At 62.9% G+C, this 24,229-nt stretch carries 11 protein-coding genes; 3 read left to right on the forward strand and 8 right to left on the reverse strand.

Annotation, left to right across the window (positions count from 1 at the left end; translation table 11 throughout):
- Positions 1-39: 39 nt before the first annotated feature.
- The 5 genes from JMV15_RS14460 to JMV15_RS14480 form a co-directional block, all read right to left on the reverse strand.
- Positions 40-264: an MbtH family protein gene (locus JMV15_RS14460; RefSeq protein WP_003192847.1), complete on the reverse strand. Its 225-nt coding sequence runs from the start codon at positions 262-264 to the stop codon at positions 40-42.
- A gap of 82 nt (positions 265-346) precedes the next feature.
- Positions 347-1,747, reverse strand: a complete 1,401-nt coding sequence (locus JMV15_RS14465; RefSeq protein ID WP_102666875.1) for an aspartate aminotransferase family protein — start codon at positions 1,745-1,747, stop codon at positions 347-349.
- Positions 1,748-2,007: 260 nt separating this feature from the next.
- A complete protein-coding gene (locus tag JMV15_RS14470) occupies positions 2,008-2,781 on the reverse strand; it encodes an N-acetylmuramoyl-L-alanine amidase (protein WP_191949366.1) in 774 nt (257 codons plus the stop codon).
- Between the two features lie 123 nt (positions 2,782-2,904).
- The gene (locus JMV15_RS14475) at positions 2,905-4,224 is read right to left on the reverse strand and encodes an ATP-binding protein (protein ID WP_014719306.1); all 1,320 of its coding nucleotides are present in this window, start codon (positions 4,222-4,224) and stop codon (positions 2,905-2,907) included.
- Positions 4,224-4,904, reverse strand: coding sequence for a response regulator (locus JMV15_RS14480; protein ID WP_014719307.1), 681 nt, complete (start codon positions 4,902-4,904; stop codon positions 4,224-4,226). Before JMV15_RS14480 ends, JMV15_RS14475 begins: the two co-directional genes overlap by 1 nt.
- 175 nt (positions 4,905-5,079) lie before the next feature.
- Here JMV15_RS14480 and dsbD point away from each other — a divergent pair, with 175 nt between their 5' ends.
- The 3 genes from dsbD to dsbG are packed head-to-tail and all read left to right on the forward strand — an operon-like array spanning position 5,080 to position 8,389.
- Positions 5,080-6,807, forward strand: coding sequence for a protein-disulfide reductase DsbD (gene dsbD, locus JMV15_RS14485; RefSeq protein ID WP_103452144.1), 1,728 nt, complete (start codon positions 5,080-5,082; stop codon positions 6,805-6,807).
- Positions 6,807-7,652: a TlpA disulfide reductase family protein gene (locus JMV15_RS14490; RefSeq protein ID WP_014719309.1), complete on the forward strand. Its 846-nt coding sequence runs from the start codon at positions 6,807-6,809 to the stop codon at positions 7,650-7,652. Before dsbD ends, JMV15_RS14490 begins: the two co-directional genes overlap by 1 nt.
- The gene (dsbG, locus tag JMV15_RS14495) at positions 7,628-8,389 is read left to right on the forward strand and encodes a thiol:disulfide interchange protein DsbG (RefSeq protein WP_201491685.1); all 762 of its coding nucleotides are present in this window, start codon (positions 7,628-7,630) and stop codon (positions 8,387-8,389) included. Before JMV15_RS14490 ends, dsbG begins: the two co-directional genes overlap by 25 nt.
- A gap of 63 nt (positions 8,390-8,452) precedes the next feature.
- Here the strand turns inward: dsbG and JMV15_RS14500 are convergent, their stop codons facing one another.
- The 3 genes from JMV15_RS14500 to JMV15_RS14505 form a co-directional block, all read right to left on the reverse strand.
- Positions 8,453-10,435, reverse strand: a complete 1,983-nt coding sequence (locus tag JMV15_RS14500; protein ID WP_235991954.1) for a hypothetical protein — start codon at positions 10,433-10,435, stop codon at positions 8,453-8,455.
- A 20-nt stretch (positions 10,436-10,455) separates the two neighbouring features.
- Complete coding sequence (locus JMV15_RS28380; protein ID WP_235991955.1) at positions 10,456-11,166, reverse strand: hypothetical protein; 711 nt, start codon at positions 11,164-11,166, stop codon at positions 10,456-10,458.
- Positions 11,167-11,317: 151 nt separating this feature from the next.
- A complete protein-coding gene (locus JMV15_RS14505) occupies positions 11,318-24,214 on the reverse strand; it encodes a non-ribosomal peptide synthetase (protein WP_201491687.1) in 12,897 nt (4,298 codons plus the stop codon).
- Positions 24,215-24,229 lie beyond the last annotated feature (15 nt).

The following is a 24,229-nucleotide window of genomic DNA, read 5'->3' on the forward strand; positions in this document are numbered from 1 at the left end:
GAGGGAGCTTGCCCCCTCCCACATTTGAACCCAGGTGAATCAGTTGGCGAGGGCCGCGCCGTCCATTTTCTGGCGCAGGCTCAGCGGGCGCATATCGGTCCACACTTCCTCGATGTAGGCCAGGCATTCTTTCTTCATGCCGCTCTTGCCCACGGTGCGCCAGCCTTCCGGCACGGCCTTGTAGTCGGGCCAGATCGAATACTGTTCTTCATGGTTGACCACTACCTGAAAGAGGATGTCGTCGCGGTCAAATACTGAGGTCATTGCTGTTCTCCGTCGCTCAAAGGCTGGCTGCGCACCACGCGCAGCACTGATATCTGTAGAAACGTACCAAGGGCCTGGAAAATTAGACGCTGGCCACGGCCGCCGCCAAGGCGCGCCCGAAAATCTCGGCCACCTGGTCGACTTCGCCAGCGGTGATCACCAGCGGTGGCAGAAAACGCACCACACTGCCATGGCGCCCGCCCAGTTCCAGGATCAGCCCTCGCTTGAGGCATTCGCGCTGCACCAGCGGCGCCAACTGGCGATGCACCGGTGGGTGGCCCTGACTATCCGGCGTGCCAGCCGGGTCTACCAGCTCCACCCCCAGCATCAGCCCACGCCCACGGATATCCCCCAGATGCGGGAAGTCGCGCTGCAGGATGCGCAGGTGTTCGCCCAGGCGCTCGCCCATGGCCGCCGCATGGCCCGCCAAGTCGTGATCCCTGAGGTAGCGCATCACCGCTGAGCCTGCCGCCATCGCCATCTGGTTGCCACGGAAGGTCCCGGCATGGGCGCCAGGCAGCCAGGTGTCGAGCCAGTCGCGATACACCACCACCGCCAGGGGCAGGCTGCCGCCAATCGCCTTGGACATGACCACCACGTCCGGGATGATGCCGGCGTGTTCGAAGGCAAACATTTTGCCGGTACGCCCAAAACCACTCTGGATTTCATCGACGATCAGCGCCACCCCCGCTTGCGCGGTGATACGGCGCAGGCCACGCAGCCAGTCGAGGTCCGCCGGGATCACGCCACCCTCGCCCTGGACCACTTCGACAATCACCGCCGCTGGCAGCAACACGCCGGCTTCCGGATCGTTGAGCAGATTCTCCAGATAATGCAGGTTGACCCGCACGCCTTCGGCGCCACCCAGCCCAAACGGGCAACGGTAGTCATACGGGAATGGCAGGAACTGCACGCCATTGCCGAGCAAGGCGCCCAAGGGTTTCTTGGGTCCCAGGCTGCCCATCAAACTCAGCGCGCCCTGGCTCATGCCGTGATAGCCGCCCTGGAACGACAGCACGGTGCTGCGCCCGGTGGCGGTGCGCACCAGCTTCAACGCGGCTTCCACCGCATCGGTGCCGGTGGGGCCGCAGAACTGGATTTTCGCTTCTCGCGCCAGCTCCGAAGGCAGCAAACCGAACAGGTCCTGCACGAATTGATCCTTGACCGGCGTGGTCAGGTCCAGGGTGTGCAGGGGCAGTTCGTCGCTCAGCACTTGCTGGATGGCCTGGATCACCACCGGGTGGTTATGCCCCAGCGCCAGGGTTCCGGCGCCGGCCAGGCAATCGATGAACCGACGCCCCTCGACGTCCTCCACGTAGATCCCCTTGGCGCGCTTGAGCGCCAAGGGGATGCGCCGAGGGTAGCTGCGGGCGTTGGATTCCTGCTGGCGCTGGCGGGCCAGCAGCGGGCTTTCGTCAAACTGATAGAGCGTTTCCGCGGCCTGCACCGGGGCGTCTTCGATACGGCTGGTAGCGACTGACATCTCTGGATCCCTCAATACGCTGTTGATCGTGACCAAACTGCCGATCCGTTGGCGTCTGGCCCAAGGGCATGCGCACGGATTTCCTGTTGTGGAGACGCTTCAGGTGCACGGGGATTTAGGAAGTTGGTCGGATATTTACCGATTGTGGGGAGATTAAAATGTGGGAGCGGGCTTGCTCGCGAAGGCAGTGTGTCAGTCGCTGCATCGGTTACTGCACTACCGCTTTCGCAGGCAAGCCAGCTTCCACATTTGAACAGCGCTCAGCTCCGAAGCCCGCGGTATTTTTCATTCAGCGCATAAAGAATCGCGCACGTCTCTGCATCCAGGAATCCACAATAATCCCGTGGCCGAAAGTGCATCTGGAACGCCCGGGTGCGCTGCTCAAAGGCCCGGCGATTCTGCGCCGGCTTATACCCATAACGCTGAAACGCCCTCTCCACCTCGACCTCCGGCGGCAAGCCGAGACAAAAGCGGCGCTGGTACATCGCCCGCGTCTGCTCATCAAACCAAGCCCCAATGCCGGCTTCATGCAGCAGACGCCAGGGCAACCGAGGCCCAGGGTCGCTCTTGCGCCAGTAGGCCACGTCCGAATGCCCGAGCCAGTCAGTGGGGCCCACCTGCGGATAGCGCTCCAGCAGGTCGCGAAGCAATTCAATCAGTAGGTCAATCTGTGCCGGTGCGTACTCCGGAAAGGTAAAGCCCCCCGCTTCATCCCGCGCCAGGTTGACGATTTCAATGCCCACCGAGCGGCTGTTGAGATCGGCCTTCCCCGCCCAATAGCTCACGCCTGCGTGCCAGGCGCGCTGGTTCTCGCCCACCAGGCGAAACACCCGCAGCTCTTCATAACCGGCAGCACAGTAGCTGGGTTCAGCGGGATCGGGCAGCAGATAGTGAGCGCTGACGCCATCTTGGGTGAGGGTGCGTAGCGATGAAGAAAAGGGCGCGGCGGTGTAGTGCACAATCACCTGTTGCACGGATTCGCCGCGGCGGTCGTTGAAATCCCTGGCAGGGAAACTGGTGTCGATTACCAACATAAGAACAGTCCTTTTCAATTCAGGCCGACTCATTCGGCCCGTTCAAGCGCAAAAAAATTACCGCCATCCTGAAGGCTTGAGCCTCAGGCGGGCGGTAATTATTTGCCACGTGAATAGGACTGCTCAGCGCCGCAACGGCATGCCCAGGTCGACCCGCATACCATCGGGCTGGCTGTCGAAGTGCAACGAGCAGGAACAGCGCTGCACGATCGCCTGGACAATCGCCAGGCCCAGGCCACAGCCTTCGCTGCTGCCATTGCGCCAGAAGCGTTGGGTGAGGTATTGCAGGTCTTCGCTGGAGATCTGCTGGCCATGGTCACGCACGCGGAACACCACGTTATCCGGGGTAGAAAACACCTGCAGTTCCACGCGGGTATCGGCGGGGGTATGGCGCAAGGCGTTGTCCAGCAGGTTACGCAAGGCCGCGACGGCAAGGCCAACGGGCATTGCCACTGGAACAGGGGAAAGATCCGGCGCCAGGATCAGATCAATGCGTGAATTGTCGCCGGCGTTGGCATCCTGGATCGCCAACCGGGCGACTTCCTCGGCACTGGATTGCAGGCCATCGTCAAACGACAGGCTGCCCTCCACCCGCGCCAGCAACAACAGTTGCTCCAGGGTGCGATGCAAGCGGTCGGCGCCCTCCTCGGCGTGCGCCAGAGACTGGTCGCGGGCCGCGCCCTCGGTCATGCGCGCGACTTGCAGGTGGGTCTTGATCGCGGTCAACGGGCTGCGCAGCTCATGGGCGGCGTCGCCGGTCAGGCGACGTTCGCGCTCGATGGTCTTGGCGATGCGCTGCAGCAGTTGGTTCTGGGTGTCGAGCAACGGCTTGAGTTCACTGGGCAGCGGGTGAATCTGCAAGGGTTCCAGGGAATCGGCACTGCGCCGCATCAAGGCATCACGCATACGGTTGAGCGGCACCAGGCTCTGGCCGATGCCCAGCCATAGCAGGCACAGGCAGCCCAGCAATGCCACACCGACCGGCACCGACGCCGCCAGCAGGATCGACAGGTTGAGGGCTTCACGCTCCACCTGGCGGTCGGCGGTGGTGATCAGCAAGTCGCCACGGGACAGGGTAAAGCTGCGCCAGCCCACGCCGTCGATGATCTGGTCGCGAAAACCGCTGCGGCGCGACTCCAGCCCTTCCTCCGGCGTGGTATGGCTGCGCGCCAGGATCTCGCCGCGCAACGAACTGACCTGGCAGGCCATGCCGCCCGGCACATTCAGTTGTTCGGTACGCAAATGCGCGCCACCGCTGACGCTGGCCAGGCCCGGCATCTGCTCGGTGAGCCCGGCTACCATGCGCGCCGAAGCCACCAGGCGCTGGTCGAGGGAAAACATCATCTGGTTGCGCAAATCGTTGAGCATCCAGGCGGCCGCCAGCACCCAGATCAGTACAAAAGCGGCGCCCAGCTTGAACGTCAGGCGCAGGCGCAAGCTCATCACGGCGTGTTTTCTCCCCCATCAGCGGTGCCCAGGCGATAGCCCAGCCCCCTGACGGTTTCGACGATGCCATTGCCCAACTTGCGCCGCAGGTGGTGGATATGCACGTTGAGGGCGTTGCTTTCCAGTTCGTCGCTGAAGCCGTAGACGCTGTCCTTGAGCTGTTCACTGGACAGTACGCGGCCCTTGTTGTGCAAAAGCGCCTGCAACAACGCCTGTTCACGCCGGGACAAATCTACCGGCTGGCCGCCGAGGAAGGTCTCGCGGCTGCTGGGGTCGTAGGCCAGGCGGCCATGTTCGATCAGATTGACGCTGCGTCCCGCCACACGGCGCAGCAGGGTTTGCAGGCGAGCAGCGAGTTCACGCAGGTCGAAGGGCTTGAGCAGGTAGTCGTCGGCGCCGGCTTGCAGGCCGTCGACGCGGTTGGTCACCGAGTCCCGCGCGGTGAGGATCAGCACCGGAATGTCCAACCCCTGGCTGCGCTGTTGTTGCAGCAGCTTGAGGCCGTCTTCGTCGGGCAGGCCAAGGTCGAGCACCATAATGTCGAAGGCCGCGGCCTTGAGCATCGCCCGCGCCGCCGAGGCCGTGGCCACGCGCTCCACGGTAAAGCCCTGGGCGGTCAGGCCGGCCACGATGCCACTGGCGATCAGTTCGTCGTCTTCACAGACCAGTACGTGCATGGTTAACCCTTCATGAAAGATGGCGCGATTAGAAAAGCCACGGATTAAGCGCGCATTATGCCGCTAAAGTTCGCAACACCGGACAATCCCTACGCTCTAGAATAGCGGCGGTTAATCATCGGTTAATCAACGCCACACATTGTGTGCCTCACTTGCATCGAACTAAGGCTTGACCATGCGGCATCTGTTTACCTTTCTGCTGGTGTTGTTCGCGGGATTCGCCCAGGCAGCGCCGGGCAGCCCCTTCGAAACCAAACCCGACTTCCTCCCGGTGGGCAAAGCCTTCGCCTTTACCTCCGAACGTCTTGAGAGCGGCGAAACCCAGCTGTTTTGGCAGATTGCCGACGGTTATTACCTGTACCAGCAACGCATGAAGTTCGACGGCCTGGCCGAAAAACCCGTGCTGCCCGAGGGTGAAGCCCATAGCGACGAGTTCTTTGGCGAGCAGCAAGTCTATCGCCAGGGCCTGGAAGTGAAGATCCCCGCCGGCACCACCGGCCAGGTCAAGCTCGGCTGGCAGGGCTGCGCCGATGCGGGTCTGTGCTATCCGCCGCAGTCGATCACCGTGGACCTGGGCGGCAACCCGGCCGTCGCCGCGACCGCGCAAGCCCAGGACCAAAGCCTGGCCAGCGGCCTGCAACAGCGCAGCCTGGGGTGGAGCCTGCTGGTGTTCTTCGGCCTGGGCCTGCTGTTGGCGTTTGCGCCCTGCTCGTTGCCGATGCTGCCGATCCTCGCCGGCCTGGTGGTGGGCAGTGGCGCCAGCCCGCGCCGTGGCTTTGCCCTGGCCGGCAGTTACGTGGTGTGCATGGCGCTGGTGTATGCCGCCCTGGGGGTGATGGCCGCGTTGCTCGGCGCCAACCTGGCGGCGTTGCTGCAAACCCCGTGGATCCTTGGCAGCTTTGCGGCGTTGTTCGTGCTGCTCGCCCTGCCGATGTTCGGCTTCTTTGAACTGCAACTGCCCGCCTTCCTGCGCGACCGCCTCGATAACGTCAGCCGCCAGCAAAGCGGTGGCAGCCTGGTGGGTGCCGGTGTGCTCGGCGCATTGTCCGGCCTGCTGGTGGGGCCGTGCATGACCGCGCCCCTGGCCGGCGCCCTGTTGTATATCGCTCAAAGCGGCAATGCGCTGCACGGCGGCCTGATCCTGTTCGCCATGGGCATCGGTATCGGCATTCCGTTGTTGCTGTTGGTCACTGTGGGCAACCGCTTCCTGCCCAAGCCGGGTACCTGGATGAACGTGCTCAAGGGCATCTTCGGCTTCCTGTTCCTGGGCACCGCGGTGCTGATGATTCGCCCGGTAGTCGGCGACAGCCTGTGGATCGGCCTGTGGGGCGCCTTGGCGCTGGTGATGGCGTACTGCGGCTGGGCGCTGGCCCGTGAGTCCGGCCTGGCGGCCAAGGTATTCGGCGCCGGTTCCCTGGTGCTGGGCCTGTGGGGCGCGGTGCTGGTGGTGGGGGCGGCCGGTGGCAGCGATGAGCTGTGGCAACCCTTGAAGGTTTACAGCGGCTCAAAGGTCGCCGGTGCACCGAGCGCCCACGATGCCTTCACCACGGTAAGCGACCCGGCCGTACTGCAAAGCCAACTCGACAGCGCCAAGGCCCAGGGCCAGTGGGTGCTGTTGGACTATTACGCCGACTGGTGCGTGTCGTGCAAGATCATGGAAAAACAGGTGTTCGGCAAACCCGAGGTGATGGACGCGCTCAAAAACGTGCGCTTGCTGCGCCTGGACGTCACCGCCGACAACGCCGCCAGCCGCGAGCTGCTGGGCCGCTACAAAGTGCCAGGGCCACCGAGCTTCGTGTGGATCGGCCCGGACGGTGAAGAACGCCGCGCCCAACGCATCACCGGGGAAGTAGACGCCGCCGCCTTCCTGCAACGCTGGACCCAGACGCGGGACGCTCTCTGATGCTGACCCTTACCATCGGCACCTTCGCCATCGCCCTGAATCACCTGCTGCTGATCAGCGCGCTGATTCTCGCCACCCTGGTGGGCTGGCGCGTGGCCAAGCGCGGCGGCGAAAACCCGGAGTCGGTGCTGTTCAGCCTGTTTCTGCTGGGCCTGCTCGCCGCCCGGGTCAGCTTTGTGCTGATGTACTGGAGTTATTACAGCAACGACTGGGTGGAAATGGTCGACCTGCGTGACGGCGGCTTTCTCGCCTGGCCCGGGATCATCGCGCTGATCCTCGGCGCGCTGGCGTACGGCTGGCGTCGCCCGACCCTTCGCAAGCCGCTCAGCGCCGGGGTGATCACCGGCCTGTTGTTCTGGGGCATGACCAGCCTGTCCCTGAGCCTGTACGAAAAAGGCACACGCCTGCCGGACATCACCCTGCGCAATGCCAATGGCGAGGTGGTGCAACTGGCGGATTATCAGGGCGGCCCCTTGGTGATCAACCTGTGGGCCACCTGGTGCCCGCCGTGCCGGCGCGAAATGCCCGTACTGGAAAACGCCCAGCGCATGCGCCCCGACGTGACCTTCCTGTTCGTCAACCAGGCCGAAAGCATGCAAAGCGTCAGCACCTACCTGGCCACCCAGGGCCTGACCCTGGACAACGTGCTGTTCGACGCCAGCGGCCGCCTCGGCCAGGCCGTGGGTTCCATGGCCTTGCCGACTACGCTGTTCTACCAAGCCGATGGGCGCCTGATCAACAGCCACCTGGGCGAACTCTCCGAAGCCAGCCTGGCTCGTGCCATGGAACCCTTCGACAACACCACAACAAGGAAACCGACATGCCTCGCCTCCGCCACCTGCTGACCCTGCTGCCTTTGACGCTAGCCGCTACGCTGGCCCAGGCCGAAGACCTGCCGGCCCCGATCAAACAGATCGAAGCCAAAGGTGCCAAGATCATCGGCAAATTCGATGCCCCCAGCGGCCTCACCGGCTACGCCGCCCAGTACCAGAACCGTGGCATGGCCCTGTACCTGACCGCCGACGGCAAGCACGTGATCGCGGGCAACCTGTACGACGCCCAAGGCAATGACCTGAGCACCGCGCCCCTGGAAAAACTGGTGTACGCGCCGATGGCCAAGGAAGTCTGGGCCAAGATGGAAAACAGCAGCTGGATCCAGGACGGCGACAAAAATGCCCCGCGCATCGTCTACCTGTTCAGCGACCCCAACTGCCCGTACTGCAATATGTTCTGGGAACGGGCGCGCCCGTGGGTGAAGGCCGGCAAGGTGCAGTTGCGCCACATCATGGTCGGCATCATCCGCGAAGACAGCCCAGGCAAATCCGCGGCCCTGCTCGCCGCCAAAGACCCGCAAAAAGCCCTGCAAGAACACGAAGCCGCCGGCAAGGGCAGCAAGCTCAAGGCGCTGGAAAAGATCCCGGCCGAGGTCGAGGCCAAGCTTGATGCCAATATGAAGCTGATGGATGAACTGGAGTTGTCGGCGACGCCGGCGATCTTCTATCTGGATGACAAGGGTGGGTTGCAGCAGCAGCAAGGGGCGCCGTCGCCGGAGAAGTTGGTGAAGATTCTTGGGCCGAAGTAATCAGCCCTAAGTTCGTGAACAAGAATGCCTGTGTTAACGCAGGCATTCTCGTCATGGCCCCGATTAAACTTCCTCAACAACCAGCAATGTCACATCAAAATCATTACCCCCCATCCCCAATTGCACATTATCAATACTGAGCCTTACTACAGACGATGACGGAGTAAACACACCTTTTAACGTTCTCCAGATCCGTGTATCCAATAGCGTCGGGGTGACAATTTCTTTTCCCGAAGCGACTAGAGCAATTATCGGCAACGGACGCGCGCCACTGTTATCACGAACGTCGACACTGAACGTGTAGGTACGGCCAATCTCCAGGTCGCTGAATACTTTGAACAACTTCTCTCTCTGAGTAGCCAAGTCTCGAGTGTTGGTATAACCCCAATCAAACAAATAATGTTGACCGCCCACTTGTTTTGGAACCATGTCCCTGGGGTCTGCGGCACCCGCTCCTTTTTGCCATCCATTCCAGCCTTTTTTACTAGGGTCAAAATCAGTTATATCGCTGAATCGTTTGCGTAGCGTCAATAGCAGTGCCGGAAACTCGATCGCATCAGACACACTGGTACTGCCATCAGTGTTCACCTTGAAGACAATGGTCAAAGGTGTCTTATCGCGAAACCCTTCCAGATCGGAACGCGCTAACACACGCTTCAGGCCGTTGTTCACATCAGACAGCGTAATCAACTCATCCGTCATCACGTGAACGGTGTGTGAAGAACCGTCCTCCTTAGTGCCGGTACATTCCAACCAGCCTTTCTGTCCTTCCAGCGCGAACCACCAAGCCCTATCGAAGTTTTCGTCATTGACGGCTATATGTGCATCTGCGGGGAACGTCCGTAGATCCAGGACCCCACCTTGGGCAGCAGGTGACGTAGCCTCTGGCACAACGGGTGTCGGCAACCGGGTCGGCACACTGATCTTCAACGCAAGCGTCTTCGACGGCGCCAGCTTACAAGTACTGGTCACTATGTAATGGATCAGGATGGTTTTACCTGCACCCTGGATCACCGCTTCACGCGGGATCGCGAAATCCACATAGCCCGGATCGCTGTTGCCCGGTTTTGATTCCAACGGCAGGCTCGTACCGTCCGGTTTGACCCACTTCACCCCGATCGTATGAAGGGAGCTAATCCGCTCATACTCCACCCGCACCGTCACACCGTTCCGCCCATTCCAGATGGTCAGTTGATCATCCACCGCTTGGCACACCCTTGGAGGGGGTAGTGTCAAAGCCTCTTGCTCGATGCTGAAAGTCCGAACTCGGAACTCAACGGCAGGCTCCAACGCACACTGGCCATCGAAGTTCGCCGCAAAATGCAGCTCAAACTCGCTGCAATCCGCCAACTTTTGCAGTTTGGTCCTGTCCATCGGCGTATCGACCCCATCGTGTAACCAGGCAGCTTTAAGCGGCACGCCCTCCAACACATAAAAACAATAGTCGCTGCCATCCTCAAGCGTACCGGTTACCCACATCCAGCAACATTGCTTCTCTGCCGCATAATTCCAAGCAGGCACCACCCCCGTCGCATTCCCGCTAAAGTTGTTTAGGTCCAAGGTATTCCCCGTTGCCTGTTCAATGCCTGGTCTGGTCAGGTGTGGCGCAAGTACTTTGATCAAGCGCTCAGGCGAATACTGGGGCTCGTAACTGTTGAATCGAAGGCTGTAGTTCAGCGTCAAGGTCTTGTTGAAAAGGGCTGCGATGATGTCTGGAGCGACATCGAATGACAGGTTCGTTTCGCCGCTCTTCACCTCCTGGCAACCGAGTGCCACAGGCCCGTAATTTGGCCCGGACGCGTAAGCACAGACATGGTCACCTTCATACATGCCTTCATAACTGACAGTGGCATGCCCACCGTTGACCGTGTTGGTGGGATTGACCTGCCATTGGCCTGGAGGCAGCTCCACCGATTCGCGCAAATGGGGTGGGTCCAGATCCTGGGCCGGGTCTACGTGCAAGAGCGAGGTCGTGCGCAGGTGAAAATCCTGGGCATTTAAAGGCAGCGGATTTTCCAGAAGCGGGTTGCCTGGCTCGGGAAACACAGGCGCAGTCTTGTCCCAAATCACCCCCAGATGGGCAGTGATAGACGAATAGTCGTTGAGTCTGGATAACCAGCCTCGCGACAGAGAGAACCTGAAAACGTGATCAGCATGAGCCTCATGAAGCTGTACGACGTGATCCAACGCCACCCATCTGAAGCGATACGGCGTGACATCTGATTACCCGCGACGGTGACAAACAGGCGCTGGCCCACATAAATCATTGGCCATGCCTTAATGTGAACGGTTTCATCGCCAGTGAAGCTCTGCATCTTCAGCCGCCAGGTGTTCGGCTCCTCCTCTTTGGAATGCGCAAACACCGGCCTTGATACCACCAGGTGCTCCTCCCGGATCTGTTGGACTTTCAACTCCAGTGTCAAGGACTCCAACGCTCGGCCACCTGCATTGGCCGTGTACTTGATCAATACCGTGTGCCCGATGCAGTAACTGATCCAGTTTGCAGGAATATCGACGACATCAACCCCGTTTGCGACAGAAACAGGCTCGAAGGCGGGCTCCTCTTGATCCTTGATCGCCAGGTAGAACGTGACATGGGTGGCATTCGCCGGCAAGGTCAGTGTCGCCGTAGTGCCATCGATCGCATCGATCGGATACAGCACACTGTTATTGGTGGCGTACTGGATAACCGCATAGGGCAACTCCGCTTCAGTCGCTTGCAACACGCCAGAGGCCTGAGCGGAAATAGGTTTTTCAGAGAGCGTTTTTTTAACCACGATAAGACTCCTGTCCAGCGTTAGATCACCGTCGGGCCTGGCCGAGCGGGCCAGAAACTGCGGTTATCTAACACGTGGTTCAGGAAGCTTGCCTACTGTCAAATTTGACAGTTTTACCGAAAAAAATGGGTATTCCAGACCAGCGGCTGGCTTACAACCCCTCCAACTCCGCCATCAAATCACTCAACCGATCCACCTTCTCGGCACTGATCTCATTGGCCGCCAACCCGTCGATATACTCCGCCAGCTCCGCCACCGTGCTGCACTCGAACATCGCCCGCAGCGGCACGTCGCGCTGCAACGTTTTCTGCACCCGTGAAGCGATCTGCGTAGCCAGCAGCGAGTGCCCGCCCAGTTCGAAGAAGTTGTCCCGCACCCCGACCCGTTCGACCCTCAGCACCTCAGCCCAGATAGCCGCCAACGTGGCTTCCAGTTCAGTGCGAGGCGTCACATAGTCCTGGCTGTGCAACTGACCAATCTCCAGGGCCGGCAGGGCCTTGCGGTCGAGTTTACCGTTGGCATTCAGGGGCAGGCGGTCAAGCCATAGCCAATGCAGCGGCACCATGTATTCGGGCAGTTCGGCACGCAGGCGTTGCTTGATGCGCTCCAGGCGCTCGCCAGTGTTCAATGTTGCATCGGCCGCCACCAGGTAGCCAACCAGATGCTTACCATTGACGCCCTCCTGAACCCCGACCGCCGCGTCGCGGATGTCAGGTTGTTCGTGCAGGCGCGCTTCGATTTCACCCAGTTCAATGCGGTAGCCGCGAATCTTCACTTGATGGTCGATCCGACCGACGTACTCCAACACGCCGTCGCTGCGGCGCCGCGCCAGATCGCCGGTACGGTAGAGCCGCTCGCCGGGCGCGCCAAATGGGTTGGGCACAAAGACCTGGGCAGTACGCAGCGGATCGCTGACGTAGCCGCGACCGACACCGGTGCCAGCGACGCACAACTCGCCCACGGCGCCTTGGGGCACCAGTTCCAATGCGCCATCGAGCAGGTACAAACGGTTGTTGTCGGTCGGCGTACCAATCGGCAGGTAAGTGCCACGGGTCGACGCCAGATCGACGCGGAAGAACGCCACGTCATCGGAGCATTCCGCCGGGCCGTAGGCATTCACCAGGCCAATTTGCGGGTAACGCAGCAGCCACTGATGGGCCAGCTCAGGTGGCATGGCCTCCCCGGTCGGCAACATCCAGCGCAGGCCGTCGAGGCGGATACGCTCCTGGGCCAACATGCCCTGGATCAGCGACGGCACACTCTCCAGCACGGTGATGCCCTGTGCTTGAACGTGGGCCAACAACCCTTGCGGATCATGGGCGATGGTATTGGGCACAATGTCCACACGCGCGCCAAACAGCGGCGCGGCGAGGAACTGCCACACAGAAATATCGAAGCTTTGCGACGCGGTCTGGGCGATCACATCGGCATCGCTCAGGTTCAGGTACGGTACCTTGCTCAATTGGTTGTTGAGCATGCCGCGCTGTTCCACCATCACACCCTTGGGCAAGCCGGTGGAGCCTGAGGTGTAGATCACGTAAGCAAGGTTGTCCGGGCCACTGTAGACACCTGGGTTTTCACCACGGGCGGGAATTTCCTCCCACACCAGCAACTGGCAATCGACACCTTCGAGCAACTCGATGGCCTGTTCACGGCACGCCTCGGTGCACACCAGCAACGGCGTGCGGCACAGGTCGATGATGCGGCTCAGGCGCTGGCCCGGCAGGCCCGGGTCCAACGGCAGGTAGCCGGCGCCGGCCTTGAAGCTGCCGATGATCATACCGAGCAAATCCAGCCCACGTTCAGCCAACAACGCCACCGGTTGGTCCAGGCCGACACCCGCCGCAATCAGCGCGTGGCCGAGGCCATTGCTGCGGCGATTCAGATCCTCGTAGCTCCATTGCTGGTCAAGACAACTGGCGGCGATACGCTGCGGATGCTGCGCGACCTGCTCCTCGAACAACTCGATATAGCTGCGTTCCAGCGGGTAGGCATGTGCGCTCTGGTTACAGCCTTCCACGAGGAATTCACGTTCCTGCTCACCCATCAGCGCCAGCTCGTCCATGTCACCATGGAAGCCCTGCACCAGCGCCAGCAACAGGCGCTTGAACTCAGCGAGCATGTCTTGCACGGTGCTTTCGTCGAAATAACGCTGGTCGTAGGACAGGTGCAAACCGAGGTCATCGCCGGGGTAGCACACGGCCGTCAGCGGGAAGTTGGTGTGGGTACGGCCAGAATCCGAGGTGGCGTTCAGGCTTTGTGCACGGTCCAGCACCGAGACTTCCACTGGCGCGTTCTCAAACACAAACAGGCTGTCGAACAGCGGCTGGCCCTTGGGCAATTCGCTGTGTTCCTGGATCGTCACCAACGGCAGGTATTCGTACTCGCGCAGTTGCATATTGCTGTCGAGCAAGGCGCTCAACCACTGGCGCACGCTGCAGCGCTGGCCGTCCTCGGGCAGTTTTACCCGCAACGCGATGCTGTTGATAAACAGGCCGACAGTGCGTTGCATCTCGGGCATGTCCACCGGGCGACCAGCCACGGTGACGCCGAACAGCACGTCGCGATCGCCACTCAAACGCCGCAGCACCAGGGCCCACGCCGCCTGGGCGAAAGTGTTGACGGTAAGCTGATGCGCCTGGGCCAGTTCGCGCAGTTGCGCACCGTCGCGGGCATCCAGGCGGGTGTAACAATCGCCCACCACCATGCCGCCGCTGCCACCGGCGTGTTCGCGCAGGAACGGGCGGTCACTCGGGATCGGCGTAGCGCGCTCGAAGCCTTGCAAGTTTTGCTGCCACCACTGGCGCGCCTCGTTGAGGTCCTGGCGTTGCAGCCAGGCAATGTAGTCGCGATAGCGCGGCGGGGTCCCCAGTTGCGCATCGCGGCCTTCGCCCAGGGCTGTGTAGATATCGAAGAAGTCATTCATCAGCAGCGAGCGGCACCAGGCATCGATCAGGATGTGGTGGTTGCTCATCATGAACCAGTAGCGCGCCTCGCCCACGCGAATCAGGCGCAAGTGAAAAGGCGCCTGGTTGAGCAGGTCAAAACCGGCTTCGCGCTCGGCCTTGAGCAAGGCTTGCAGACGCGGCTCCTGCTCATCCTGCGGGTCGGCGCTCCAGTCCAGGTACTCGATCGGCGTACTGCCGGGCTTGTGGATCACTTGCAGCATGTCTTCGCCGACGTTCCAGCAGAACGAGGCGCGCAAGGCTTCGTGGCGGGCGATCACCGCTTGCCAGGCCTGGGCAAAACGCTCCGGCTCCAGGGCGCTGTTGATGCGGTAGCGGTCCTGCATGTAATACAGGCCGGTGCCGGGCTCCAGCAGCGTGTGCAGCAGCAGGCCCTCCTGCATCGGGGTCAGCGGGTAGACGTCTTCGATGGCGCTGGCCGGGACCGGCAAGGCGTCCAGTTGCACCTGGGTCAGGCGCGCCAGGGGGAAGTCGGACGGCGTGAGGCCGCCGGCATCGTCCTGCAGGCAATGGGCGATCAGGCTGTGCAATTCGGCCAGGTAAGCTTCGGCCAGATCGCCAATCACCTGCTGATCATGCCGCTCACGGCTGAAGGTCCAGCGTAGCACTAGCTCGCCGCCATACACCTGGCTGTCGATGCTCAGTTCGTTGGGCAACGGCGCATCCGGGTCATGGGCCTGACCGGCGGATTCCTCCAGCGGATGGAACAGCGCGTCAGCGCCAAAGCTCTGGTCGAACTGGCCAAGGTAGTTGAAGGTGACCTGCGCGCTCGGCAATGCGGCCATGCTCTGTTTGCACAGGTCATCGGCCAGGTAACGCAGCACGCCATAACCCAAGCCTTTATGGGGCACACCACGCAGTTGCTCCTTGATCGCCTTGATCGAGTCGCCCTGCTCGGCCTGCGGCGTCAGGCGCAACGGATAGGCACTGGTGAACCAGCCCACGCTGCGGGTCAGGTCGATGTCATCGAACAAGGTTTCGCGGCCATGGCCTTCCAGCTGGATCAGTGCCGAGGCCTGCCCGCTCCAGCGGCACAGTACGCGGGCCAGGGCGGTCAGCAACAGGTCGTTGACCTGGGTGCGATAGGCACTCGGCGCCTGTTGCAGCAACTGCCGGGTGCGCTCGGCATCCAGGCGCACGCTGACCGTTTCGGCATCGCTATTGCGCCGTGCGCCTTGGGGACGCTGCACCGGCAAGGCCACGGCCGGGCCAGCCAATTGCGCTTGCCACAGGCTCAACTCTTCGCGCAAGGACTCACTGTGGGCATAGGCTTGCAAGCGCGCAGCCCAATCGCGCAGCGCGCTGGTCTTGGCCGGCAGGCTGACGGACTGGCCTTCACTGAGTTGGCGATAAACGTTTTGCAGGTCTTCCAGCAGGACGCGCCACGACACGCCGTCCACCACCAGGTGATGGATGGCGATCAGCAAGCGCTGCTGGCCTTGCGGCCCGTCCACCAGCAAGGCGCGCAACAGCGGCCCCTGTGCCAGGTCGAGGCTGCGCTGGGTGTCGGTGAACAACGCCGTGCACGCCTGCATGTCGCGCACCTGCGCCTGCAGCAGCACGCCACCTTCCGGCACGCCCAAGTGCTCGGCATGCCATTGCGCGCCACGCGGGGTAAAGCTCAAGCGCAGCGCGTCGTGGTGTTCCAGCACGGCCAGCAGCGCTTGCTCCAGGCGATGGGCATCGAGCAGTTGCAGTGGCTTGAGCACCAACGCCTGGTTCCAGTGCTGGCGAGCCGGGATGTCGGTGTCGAAGAACCAGTGCTGGATCGGCGTGAGGCCCGAGGGGCCGGTCAGCAATCCTTGCTCGGCGATGATGAGCTCCGAGCGAGTCGCCACGGCAGACAGGCTCTGTACGGTCTGGTGCTGGAACAGGTCACGGGGGCTGAAATGAATCCCGGCCTGGCGCGCCCGGCTCACCACCTGGATCGACAGGATCGAGTCGCCGCCCAGTTCAAAGAAGTTATCGTCGAGGCCCACTTGCTCCACGTTCAGCACCGCGCACCAGATGGCGGCCAGGCTGTGTTCCAGCTCGCTGCGCGGCGCGACGTAGGCTTGGCGATTGGCCTCTGGGTCCGGCTCAGGCAAGGCACGGCGGTCGAGCTTGCCGTTGGCGGTCAGCGGCATGCTCTGCAGCACGATCAGATGCGCGGGCACCATGTAGTCCGGCAGTTGCGCCTTGAGGTGCGCCTTCAACGCGTCGCGCAAAGCGGCGTGCTCGGCATCGCTGACCAGGTACGCCACCAATTGCTTGCCGCTCGGCGCATCCAGTGCCAGCACCACCGCTTCGCGCACAGCGTCATGTTCGAGCAAGCGCGTTTCGATTTCGCCCAGTTCGATGCGAAAACCGCGAATCTTCACCTGATGGTCGATGCGCCCCAGGTACTCCACCAGGCCATCGGCGCGTTGGCGTACCAGGTCGCCGGTGCGGTACAGGCGCCCGCCCTTGCCAGCAAACGGGTCTGCGACAAAGCGCTCCGCCGTCATCCCCGGCCGCTGGTGGTAACCCTGGGCCAGGCCGGCGCCACCGATATACAGCTCACCGCTGGCGCCCTGGGGCACCAGCGCCAGGTCGGCGTCGAGAATGTAAGCCACGCGCGCGCCGACGATGCTACCGATCGGCACACTGCCAGCGCCCTCCTCCAACTGCTCGGGCGCTTGGCTGGCCAGGGGCATCACCACGGTTTCGGTGGGGCCGTAGGCGTTGAAGAACAGCTGGGGCGTAAACGCCGCACGGATGCGTTGCAGGTGTTCGCCGGTCAAGGCTTCGCCACCGGTGATGCACATACGCACCGGCAGTGTCTGTTGCTGGGTCGCCAGCCACTGCGCCAACTGGCTGCCGTAGCTGGGGGTGAAACCGAGCACATTGATGCGATGGGTACGGATCAGCGCGCAGATCTCTTCGGCATCCCACTGGCCCTGGGCGCGCAATACCACCCGCGCCCCGCACAGCAGCGGCACCAGCAAACGTTCGGTGGCAGCGTCGAAGTTGATCGAGTAAAAGTGCAGTTCGCAGTCATCCGGGCGCATGTCAAAGCGCTCGATCACCGCCTGGCAATGCATGGCGATCTCACCGTGGGACACCACCACGCCTTTGGGCTTGCCCGTGGAACCCGAGGTGTAGATGAGGTACGCCTGGTGTTGCGCCAGACTCACGAACGGCAGCGCTTCGGCGGGGTAATTCGCCAGCACCGGCGAGTCATCCTCCAGGCACCAGCACGCCACCGTCGCCGGCAACTCACCAAGAGCTTCGAATAGGGCCGCATCACTGAGCAGCAGACCGATGTCACTGTCTTCGATCATGTAATGCAGGCGGTCCAGCGGGTATTCCGGGTCCAACGGCACATAGGCACCGCCGGCCTTGAGGATCGCCAGCAAACCGATGACCATTTCCAGCGAACGCGGCAGCGCCAGGCCCACGCGCACCTGCGGGCCCACGCCACGCTCGCGCAGCATCCAGGCCAGGCGGTTGGCGCGCTCATCCAGTTGCGCATACGAGAGGGTCACACCGGCAAAGGTCAGCGCCGGGGCCTCCGGCCGCTGGCTGGCCTGCTGGCTGAACAGTTGATGGATGCACTGGTCGAGGCGATGCTCGCCCTTCTCCACCCCCAGGCTGTCTTGCAAGGCGCGTTGTTCATCTGCGCTCAGCAACGGCAATTCGCTCAGGCGCTGGCCAGGATCGGCGACCAACGCTTCAAGCAAGTTGCGCCAATGCTCGGCCATACGCGCAATACGCGGCTCGTCGAACAGGTCGGTGCTGTAGGTCAGGCAGCAACCCAGGCGATGGTCGAGGTCGGTGACTTCCAGGTTGAGGTCGAACTTGGTCGCCCGCGCATCGTTGGCCAGGTACTCCACGGTCATGCCAGCCAGTTGGCGGCTTTGCTGGAATTCCCAGCGCTGCACGTTGCACATCACCTGGAACAACGGGTTGTACGCCGCGCTGCGCGGCGGTTGCAGGGCTTCCACCAGATGGTCGAACGGCAGGTCCTGGTGGGACTGGCCCTCGATCACGGTATGGCGCACCTGCTCGAACAGCTCGCTGACCTGCATCTGCCCGTTGAGCTGGCAACGCAGCACCTGGGTATTGAGGAACGCGCCAATCAAGCCTTCGCTTTCCGGACGGATACGGTTGGCCACTGGCGCGCCGATGCGCAGGTCGGTCTGGCCGCTGTAGCGGTAGAGCAACACCGCCAGGGTCGCGGTCATGGTCATGAACAGCGTGAGGCCGTGCTGGGCGTTGAAGGCACGCACGCGGGCGGCCAGCTCATCGCTCAAATCAAACCGGTACAGCTCGCCCCGATGGCTTTGCACCGGTGGCCGCGGACGGTCGCCGGGCAGTTCCAACAATGGGTGTTCGTTGCCCAGTTGGGCGGTCCAGTAGTCCAGCTGACGCTGGCGCTCACCGGCTTCCATCCACTGGCGTTGCCATACGCTGTAATCGAGGTACTGCACCGGCAACGTTGGCAGCGGTGAGTCGCGCTCGTCGATAAAGGCTTCATACAAGGCGCTGAGTTCACGGGCAAAGATGTCCATGGCCCAGCCTTCGGTGACGATATGGTGCAGGGTCAGCACCAGGTAATGTTCCTGCTCGCCGGCCTTGACCAGGCAGGCGCGCAACAGCGGCCCGGTTTCCAGGTTGAACGGCGTGTGCGCCTCGACATCGGCCAGTTGCTGCAAACGCTGCTGGCGCTGCGGCTCATTCAGCGCGGAGAAATCCTGCCAGCCCATGCGCACATTGGTTTGCGCCGAGACCTTTTGACAGGCCACACCATCGACACTTGGGAAAGTGGTGCGCAGGGTTTCGTGACGCATGATCAAGGCCTGCAAGGAGGCCTCGAAACGCCCCACATCCAGCACGCCGCGCAGGCGCGCCATGCCGCCGACGTTGTAGGCCGGGCTGTCCGGTTCCATCTGCCAGAGGAACCACATGCGCTGCTGGGAATAGGACAAGGGGACCGGCTGGCTGCGGTCGACTTTGGCGATGGCCGTCTGTTGGTTGCGCTGGCCCGCCGCCTGGATCAGCCCGACCTGCTCGGCGAAATCGCCCAGCTCGCTGGCTTCGAACAGGGTGCGCAGCGGCAGTTCGACGTCACAGGCCTGGCGGGTGCGGGAGATGATTTGCGTGGCCAGCAACGAGTGCCCGCCAAGTGCGAAAAAGTCATCGCGCAGGCCGATGCGTGGCAGGCCAAGCACCTCGCGCCAGATCGCGGCGATGTGCAGTTGCAAAGGTGTATGCGGTTCGACGTGTTCGCGGGTTTGCCATACCGGCTCTGGCAAGGCACGCCGGTCGAGCTTGCCGCTGGGGCTCAGGGGCATGGCGTCCAGGCGCATCAGCAGCGCGGGCACCATGTACTCCGGCAACTCGGCAGCCAGGGCGATTTTGACCCTTTGCTCATCCAGTTCGGCGTCGGCGGTGTAGTAGCCGATCAACTGGGCATCACGTACCAGCACCACGGCCTGGGCGATGCCTGCCTGGGCCAGCAGGCGCGCTTCTATTTCTTCCGGTTCCACCCGGAAACCGCGCAGTTTGACCTGCTGATCGAGGCGTCCGAGGTATTCGAGCACACCATCGGCGTTCCAGCGCGCACGGTCACCGGTGCGATACAAGCGGGTGCCCGCCGCGCCCAGCGGGTCGGCGACAAAACGTTCGGCCGTCAGCCCGGCACGGCCCAGGTAACCCCGCGCCAGGCCGATACCGCCGATGCACAATTCGCCCGGCACACCGGCCGGTAGCGGGTTGAGTTGCTCGTCCAGTACGCGGCAGATCACATTGCCCAATGGCCGGCCAATCGGCGAGCGCTCGCCATCCGAGGCGGCGCAATGCCAGTGGGTGACGTTGATCGCGGTTTCGGTCGGGCCATAGCGGTTGTGCAATTGCACCGCGGGCAAGCGCGCCAGTACACGGTTACGCAACTCGGCGGGCAAGGCTTCGCCACCGGAGAACAGGCGACGCAGGCTGGTGCATTCGGCTGCCAGGGGTTCATTGATAAACAGCTGTAACAACGGTGGCACGAAGTGCAGCGTGGTCACCCCATGTTCCTGCACAAGCTGCGCGATGCGGTGCGGGTCGCGATGTTCGCCCGGCCCGGCCAATACCAGGCGGCAGCCGGTAATCAGTGGCCAGAAGCATTCCCACACCGACACGTCGAAACTGATCGGCGCCTTTTGCATCAGCACATCGGTTTCGTTCAGTTGATAGGTGGCCTGCATCCACTGCAAACGCTCGGCCAGGGCGCCGTGGGTGTTGCCCACGCCTTTGGGTTGGCCGGTGGAACCGGAGGTGTAAATCACGTAGGCGAGGTTATCGCCGTGCAGGTGCAAGCCTGGCGCCTGGGTCGGCCAGCTGTCCAGATGCAGGCTGTCCATGGCAATCACGCACACGCCTTCGGCGCTAGGCAGTTGGGGCAGCAACGCGGTCTGGGTGAGCAGCAGTTGCACGCCGCTGTCGTTGAGCATGTAGGCCAGGCGTTCGGCGGGGTAATCCGGGTCCAGCGGCACGTAGGCGCCACCGGCCTTGATGATGGCGAGCAGGCCGATCAGCAGTTGCGGCGAACGCTCGGCGGCGATAGCCACGCACACGTCCGGGCCGACGCCTTTGTCGCGCAGGTAATGGGCCAGGCGGTTGGCCTGGGTGTGCAATTGGGCGAATGTCAGGCTGCCGTCCTGCCAGACCAATGCGGTGGCGTCCGACGTCTGTTGGTTGAGCAGCTCGGGCAGCCAGCGCCGGGCCGGCGCGCAGGGGGCCTCGCTCCAGGGTTGCTGTTCGTCAGCCTGCATCAACGGCAGGTCGCCGATGGCGTGTTGTGGTTGCGCGCACACAGCGTGAAGTAGATGGATAAAGTGCTCGGCCAGACGCTGGATGGTCGCGCAATCGAACAGCTCGTCGGCGTAGTCGAACGACAGGCTCAAGCGCCCGTTGCGGTCTTCTTCGCTGTGCAGTTGCAGGTCGAACTTGGCTTCGCGGCTGTGCCAGGGCAACTCATCGGCCAGCAGGCCCGGCAGGCGGCGCAAGGTGCTGAGGTCGCGCTGCTGGTGGTTGAACATGACCTGGAACAGGCCCTGTTCGCGGGCCTGGGGGAAGGCTTCCAGCAGTTGTTCAAAGGGCAGGTCCTGATGGGCCTGGGCGGCCAATGTGGTCTCGCGAGTGGCGGCCAACAGCTGGTTGAACGGCAGGCGCCCGTCCAGCTCGGCGCGCAGCACCAGGGTGTTGATAAAGAAGCCGATCAGGCCCTGGGTTTCATGGCGTGGGCGGTTGGCATTGGGCACGCCGATACGGATATCGCGCTGGCCACTGTAGCGATAGAGCAAGGTCTGGAACGTCGCCAACAACAGCATGAACGATGTTGAGTCATGGGCCTGGGCGGTCTGGCGGATCGCCGCACTGAGGCGCGCATCCAGGCGCTGGCGATGGCGCGAGGCGCTGTGCCGATGCTGGGCGGCACGCGGGTGATCGGTGGCCAGGTTCAGGGCCGGATGCTCGTCACCCAACTGCGCTATCCAGTACGCCAGCTGTCGCTGGCCCTCGCCTTCGGCCAACCATTGACGCTGCCAGCTGCCGTAGTCGGCGTATTGCAAGGCCAGCGGCGGCAACTCCAGGGACTGGCCTTGGGCGGCAGCGGCGTACAGGCGCGAGAACTCGTCGATCAGGATATTCAGCGACCAACCGTCAGCAATGATGTGGTGCAGCGTCACCAGCAGTTGGTGCTCTTCATCGCCCAGGCGCACCAGGGTAACCCGCAGCAACGGGCCTGTTTCCAGGTCGAACGGGCTGCGCGCCTGGTCTTCGCGAACCTGTTGCGCACGGGCTTCGCGCACGGCGTTTGGCAAGTCGCTGAGGTCGATGACCGGCAGTTCGAAATCCGCCGTAGCCTCGACACGCTGAAACGCCTGACCATCGCGCTCGTAGAAGCGCGTGCGCAGGGCTTCGTGACGCTGGATCAGTTGCTGGAAGCTGTGGCGCAGTGCGTCTTCATCCAGCTCGCCGCGCAGGTGCAAGGCGCCTGGAATGGTGTAGGCGCTGCTGTGAGGGTCCAATTGCCAGGTGATCCACAGGCGGTTCTGTGCCAGGGATTGGGGCAGGTCTTCTTGACGCGATAAGGCGTGCATTGCGCCTTGGGCCACGCCGCCGTCCTGTTGCAGTTGCGCCACAGCCGCAGCAAAGGCCGCGAGTGTCGGCGCTTCGAACAGCAGGCGCAGGTTCAGCTCCAGCCCCAGGCTTTCGCGCAGGCGGGCGACCACTTGGGTCGCGGTGATGGAGTTGCCCCCCAGCAGGAAAAAGTGATCGTCGCCCGCCACCTGGGCCAGTTGCAGTTGCTCGCACCAGATCGCCGCGATCCGCTGTTGCAGGTCCGATTCCAGCGCCACTTCGCTCGCCTGCCCCTGCTGCCCGGGGAACTGCGCGTAGCTGTCGAGGCTGCCATCGGCATGCCCAATCGCACAGGCCGCACGCTGCACTTTGCCGCTGGAGGTCTTCGGCAAGGCGCCGGGGTTGAGCAGCACCACCACGCTCGGGGCTTGCTGGCAGGCCTCGGCCACGGCTTGGCGGATCGCTTTGATCAGCGCTTCGGGCGGCAGGATTTTCTGCACGCTGCGGCTGATTTCCGCGGCGATGCCGATGCCTTCCAGGCCCTGGTCATTGACCGCAAACGCGGCGACTCGGCCCTTGCGCACCCCTTCCACTTCGCGCTCGATGGTCTGTTCGATGTCCTGGGGGTAAAGGTTGTGGCCGCGCACGATCAGCAGGTCTTTCAGGCGCCCGGTGATGTACACCTCACCGTCGCGGATAAAACCCAGGTCACCGGTGCGCAACCAGGTGCGGCCAGCATGCTGGACGAAGGTCTTGGCGCTGGCTTGCGGGTTGCGCCAGTAGCCGTGGGCGATGCTCGGGCCCGTGGCCCAGAGTTCGCCGACGCACTGGTCGGGCAGCTCGGTGAGGGTGTGCGGGTCGGCGATCAGCACGGCGTGGTCCGGCTGGCTGGTGCCGCAACTCATGATCGCAGGGCCCTGCCCCGGTTCGGCGCGGTTGGCGGCCAGCGCCTGTTCGTCCAGGCGCAGGGCGGGAATGCCACGGCCACGGGTACCGCCGGCGACAAACAGGGTGGCTTCGGCCAGGCCGTAGGAGGCGAAGAAATTATTCGGGGTGAAACCACAGGCCGCGAATTTTTCCGCGAAGCGTTCCAGGGTGTCGAGGCGGATCGGCTCGGAACCCGAATAGGCCACGCGCCAGCGGCTCAAATCCAGGCGCTCCAGGGCCGACTCACTGACCCGTTCGCTGCACAGGCGGTAGGCGAAATCCGGGCCACCACTGATGGTGCCGCCGTATTCGCTGATCGCCTCCAGCCAGCGCAAAGGTCGGCCAAGGAAGTAGGCCGGCGACATCAACACGCAGGGCACGCCGCTGAAGATCGGTTGCAGCAGGCCGCCGATCAGGCCCATGTCGTGGTACAGCGGCAACCAGCTGACGATCACGTCGTCGGGGTTGAGGTCGATGCCAAAACCACGGCGGATCAGCACTTCGTTGGCCACCAGATTGCCGTGGCTGACCTGCACGCCCTTGGGCAATGCGGTGGAGCCGGAGGTGTATTGCAAGAACGCGATGTCGTCGGCCTTGAGGTCGGGCTCGACCCACTGGTCGGCCTGCTGCGCCTCCAGGGTGTCGACGCTCAATACCGGCGGCGCATTTTCAATCTGGGCCAGGCCCTCGCTGAGGCTGGCAATGGTCAACAGCAGGCGCGGCTCGGCATCGCTGATGATCGACAGCAGGCGCTCCTGATGATGACGACGCGTGGATTCCGGCGGATACGCCGGCACCGCGATCACCCCGGCGTACAGGCAGCCAAAGAACGCCGCCACATAGTCCGGGCCACTGGGGAACAGCAACACCGCACGCTCGCCCAGGCCAGCGTTGGCCTGCAGGGCAGCGGCGATGGTGCGGGCGCGTTGGTCGAGGTCGCGATAACTGAGCACCACACTGTGCTCGGCGCTCTCGGCGAGGAAGCGCAACGCCACGTGGTCCGGCGTCTGCGCAGCACGCTGTTGAAGGGACTGGACCAGGGTGCGGGGGAGTTCGAAGGCGTCCATCATGGGGTTCCTGCCTGA

Origin of the sequence: Pseudomonas paracarnis (assembly GCF_904063055.1) — a bacterium.
GTDB lineage: Bacteria > Pseudomonadota > Gammaproteobacteria > Pseudomonadales > Pseudomonadaceae > Aquipseudomonas > Aquipseudomonas paracarnis.

Coding starts and splice junctions, on each gene's coding strand:
- JMV15_RS14460 (WP_003192847.1), bottom strand. CDS start 264: ATGACCTCAGTATTTGACCGCGACGACATCCTCTTTCAGGTAGTGGTC.
- JMV15_RS14465 (WP_102666875.1), bottom strand. CDS start 1,747: ATGTCAGTCGCTACCAGCCGTATCGAAGACGCCCCGGTGCAGGCCGCG.
- JMV15_RS14470 (WP_191949366.1), bottom strand. CDS start 2,781: ATGTTGGTAATCGACACCAGTTTCCCTGCCAGGGATTTCAACGACCGC.
- JMV15_RS14475 (WP_014719306.1), bottom strand. CDS start 4,224: ATGAGCTTGCGCCTGCGCCTGACGTTCAAGCTGGGCGCCGCTTTTGTA.
- JMV15_RS14480 (WP_014719307.1), bottom strand. CDS start 4,904: ATGCACGTACTGGTCTGTGAAGACGACGAACTGATCGCCAGTGGCATC.
- dsbD (WP_103452144.1), top strand. CDS start 5,080: ATGCGGCATCTGTTTACCTTTCTGCTGGTGTTGTTCGCGGGATTCGCC.
- JMV15_RS14490 (WP_014719309.1), top strand. CDS start 6,807: ATGCTGACCCTTACCATCGGCACCTTCGCCATCGCCCTGAATCACCTG.
- dsbG (WP_201491685.1), top strand. CDS start 7,628: ATGCCTCGCCTCCGCCACCTGCTGACCCTGCTGCCTTTGACGCTAGCC.
- JMV15_RS14505 (WP_201491687.1), bottom strand. CDS start 24,214: ATGATGGACGCCTTCGAACTCCCCCGCACCCTGGTCCAGTCCCTTCAA.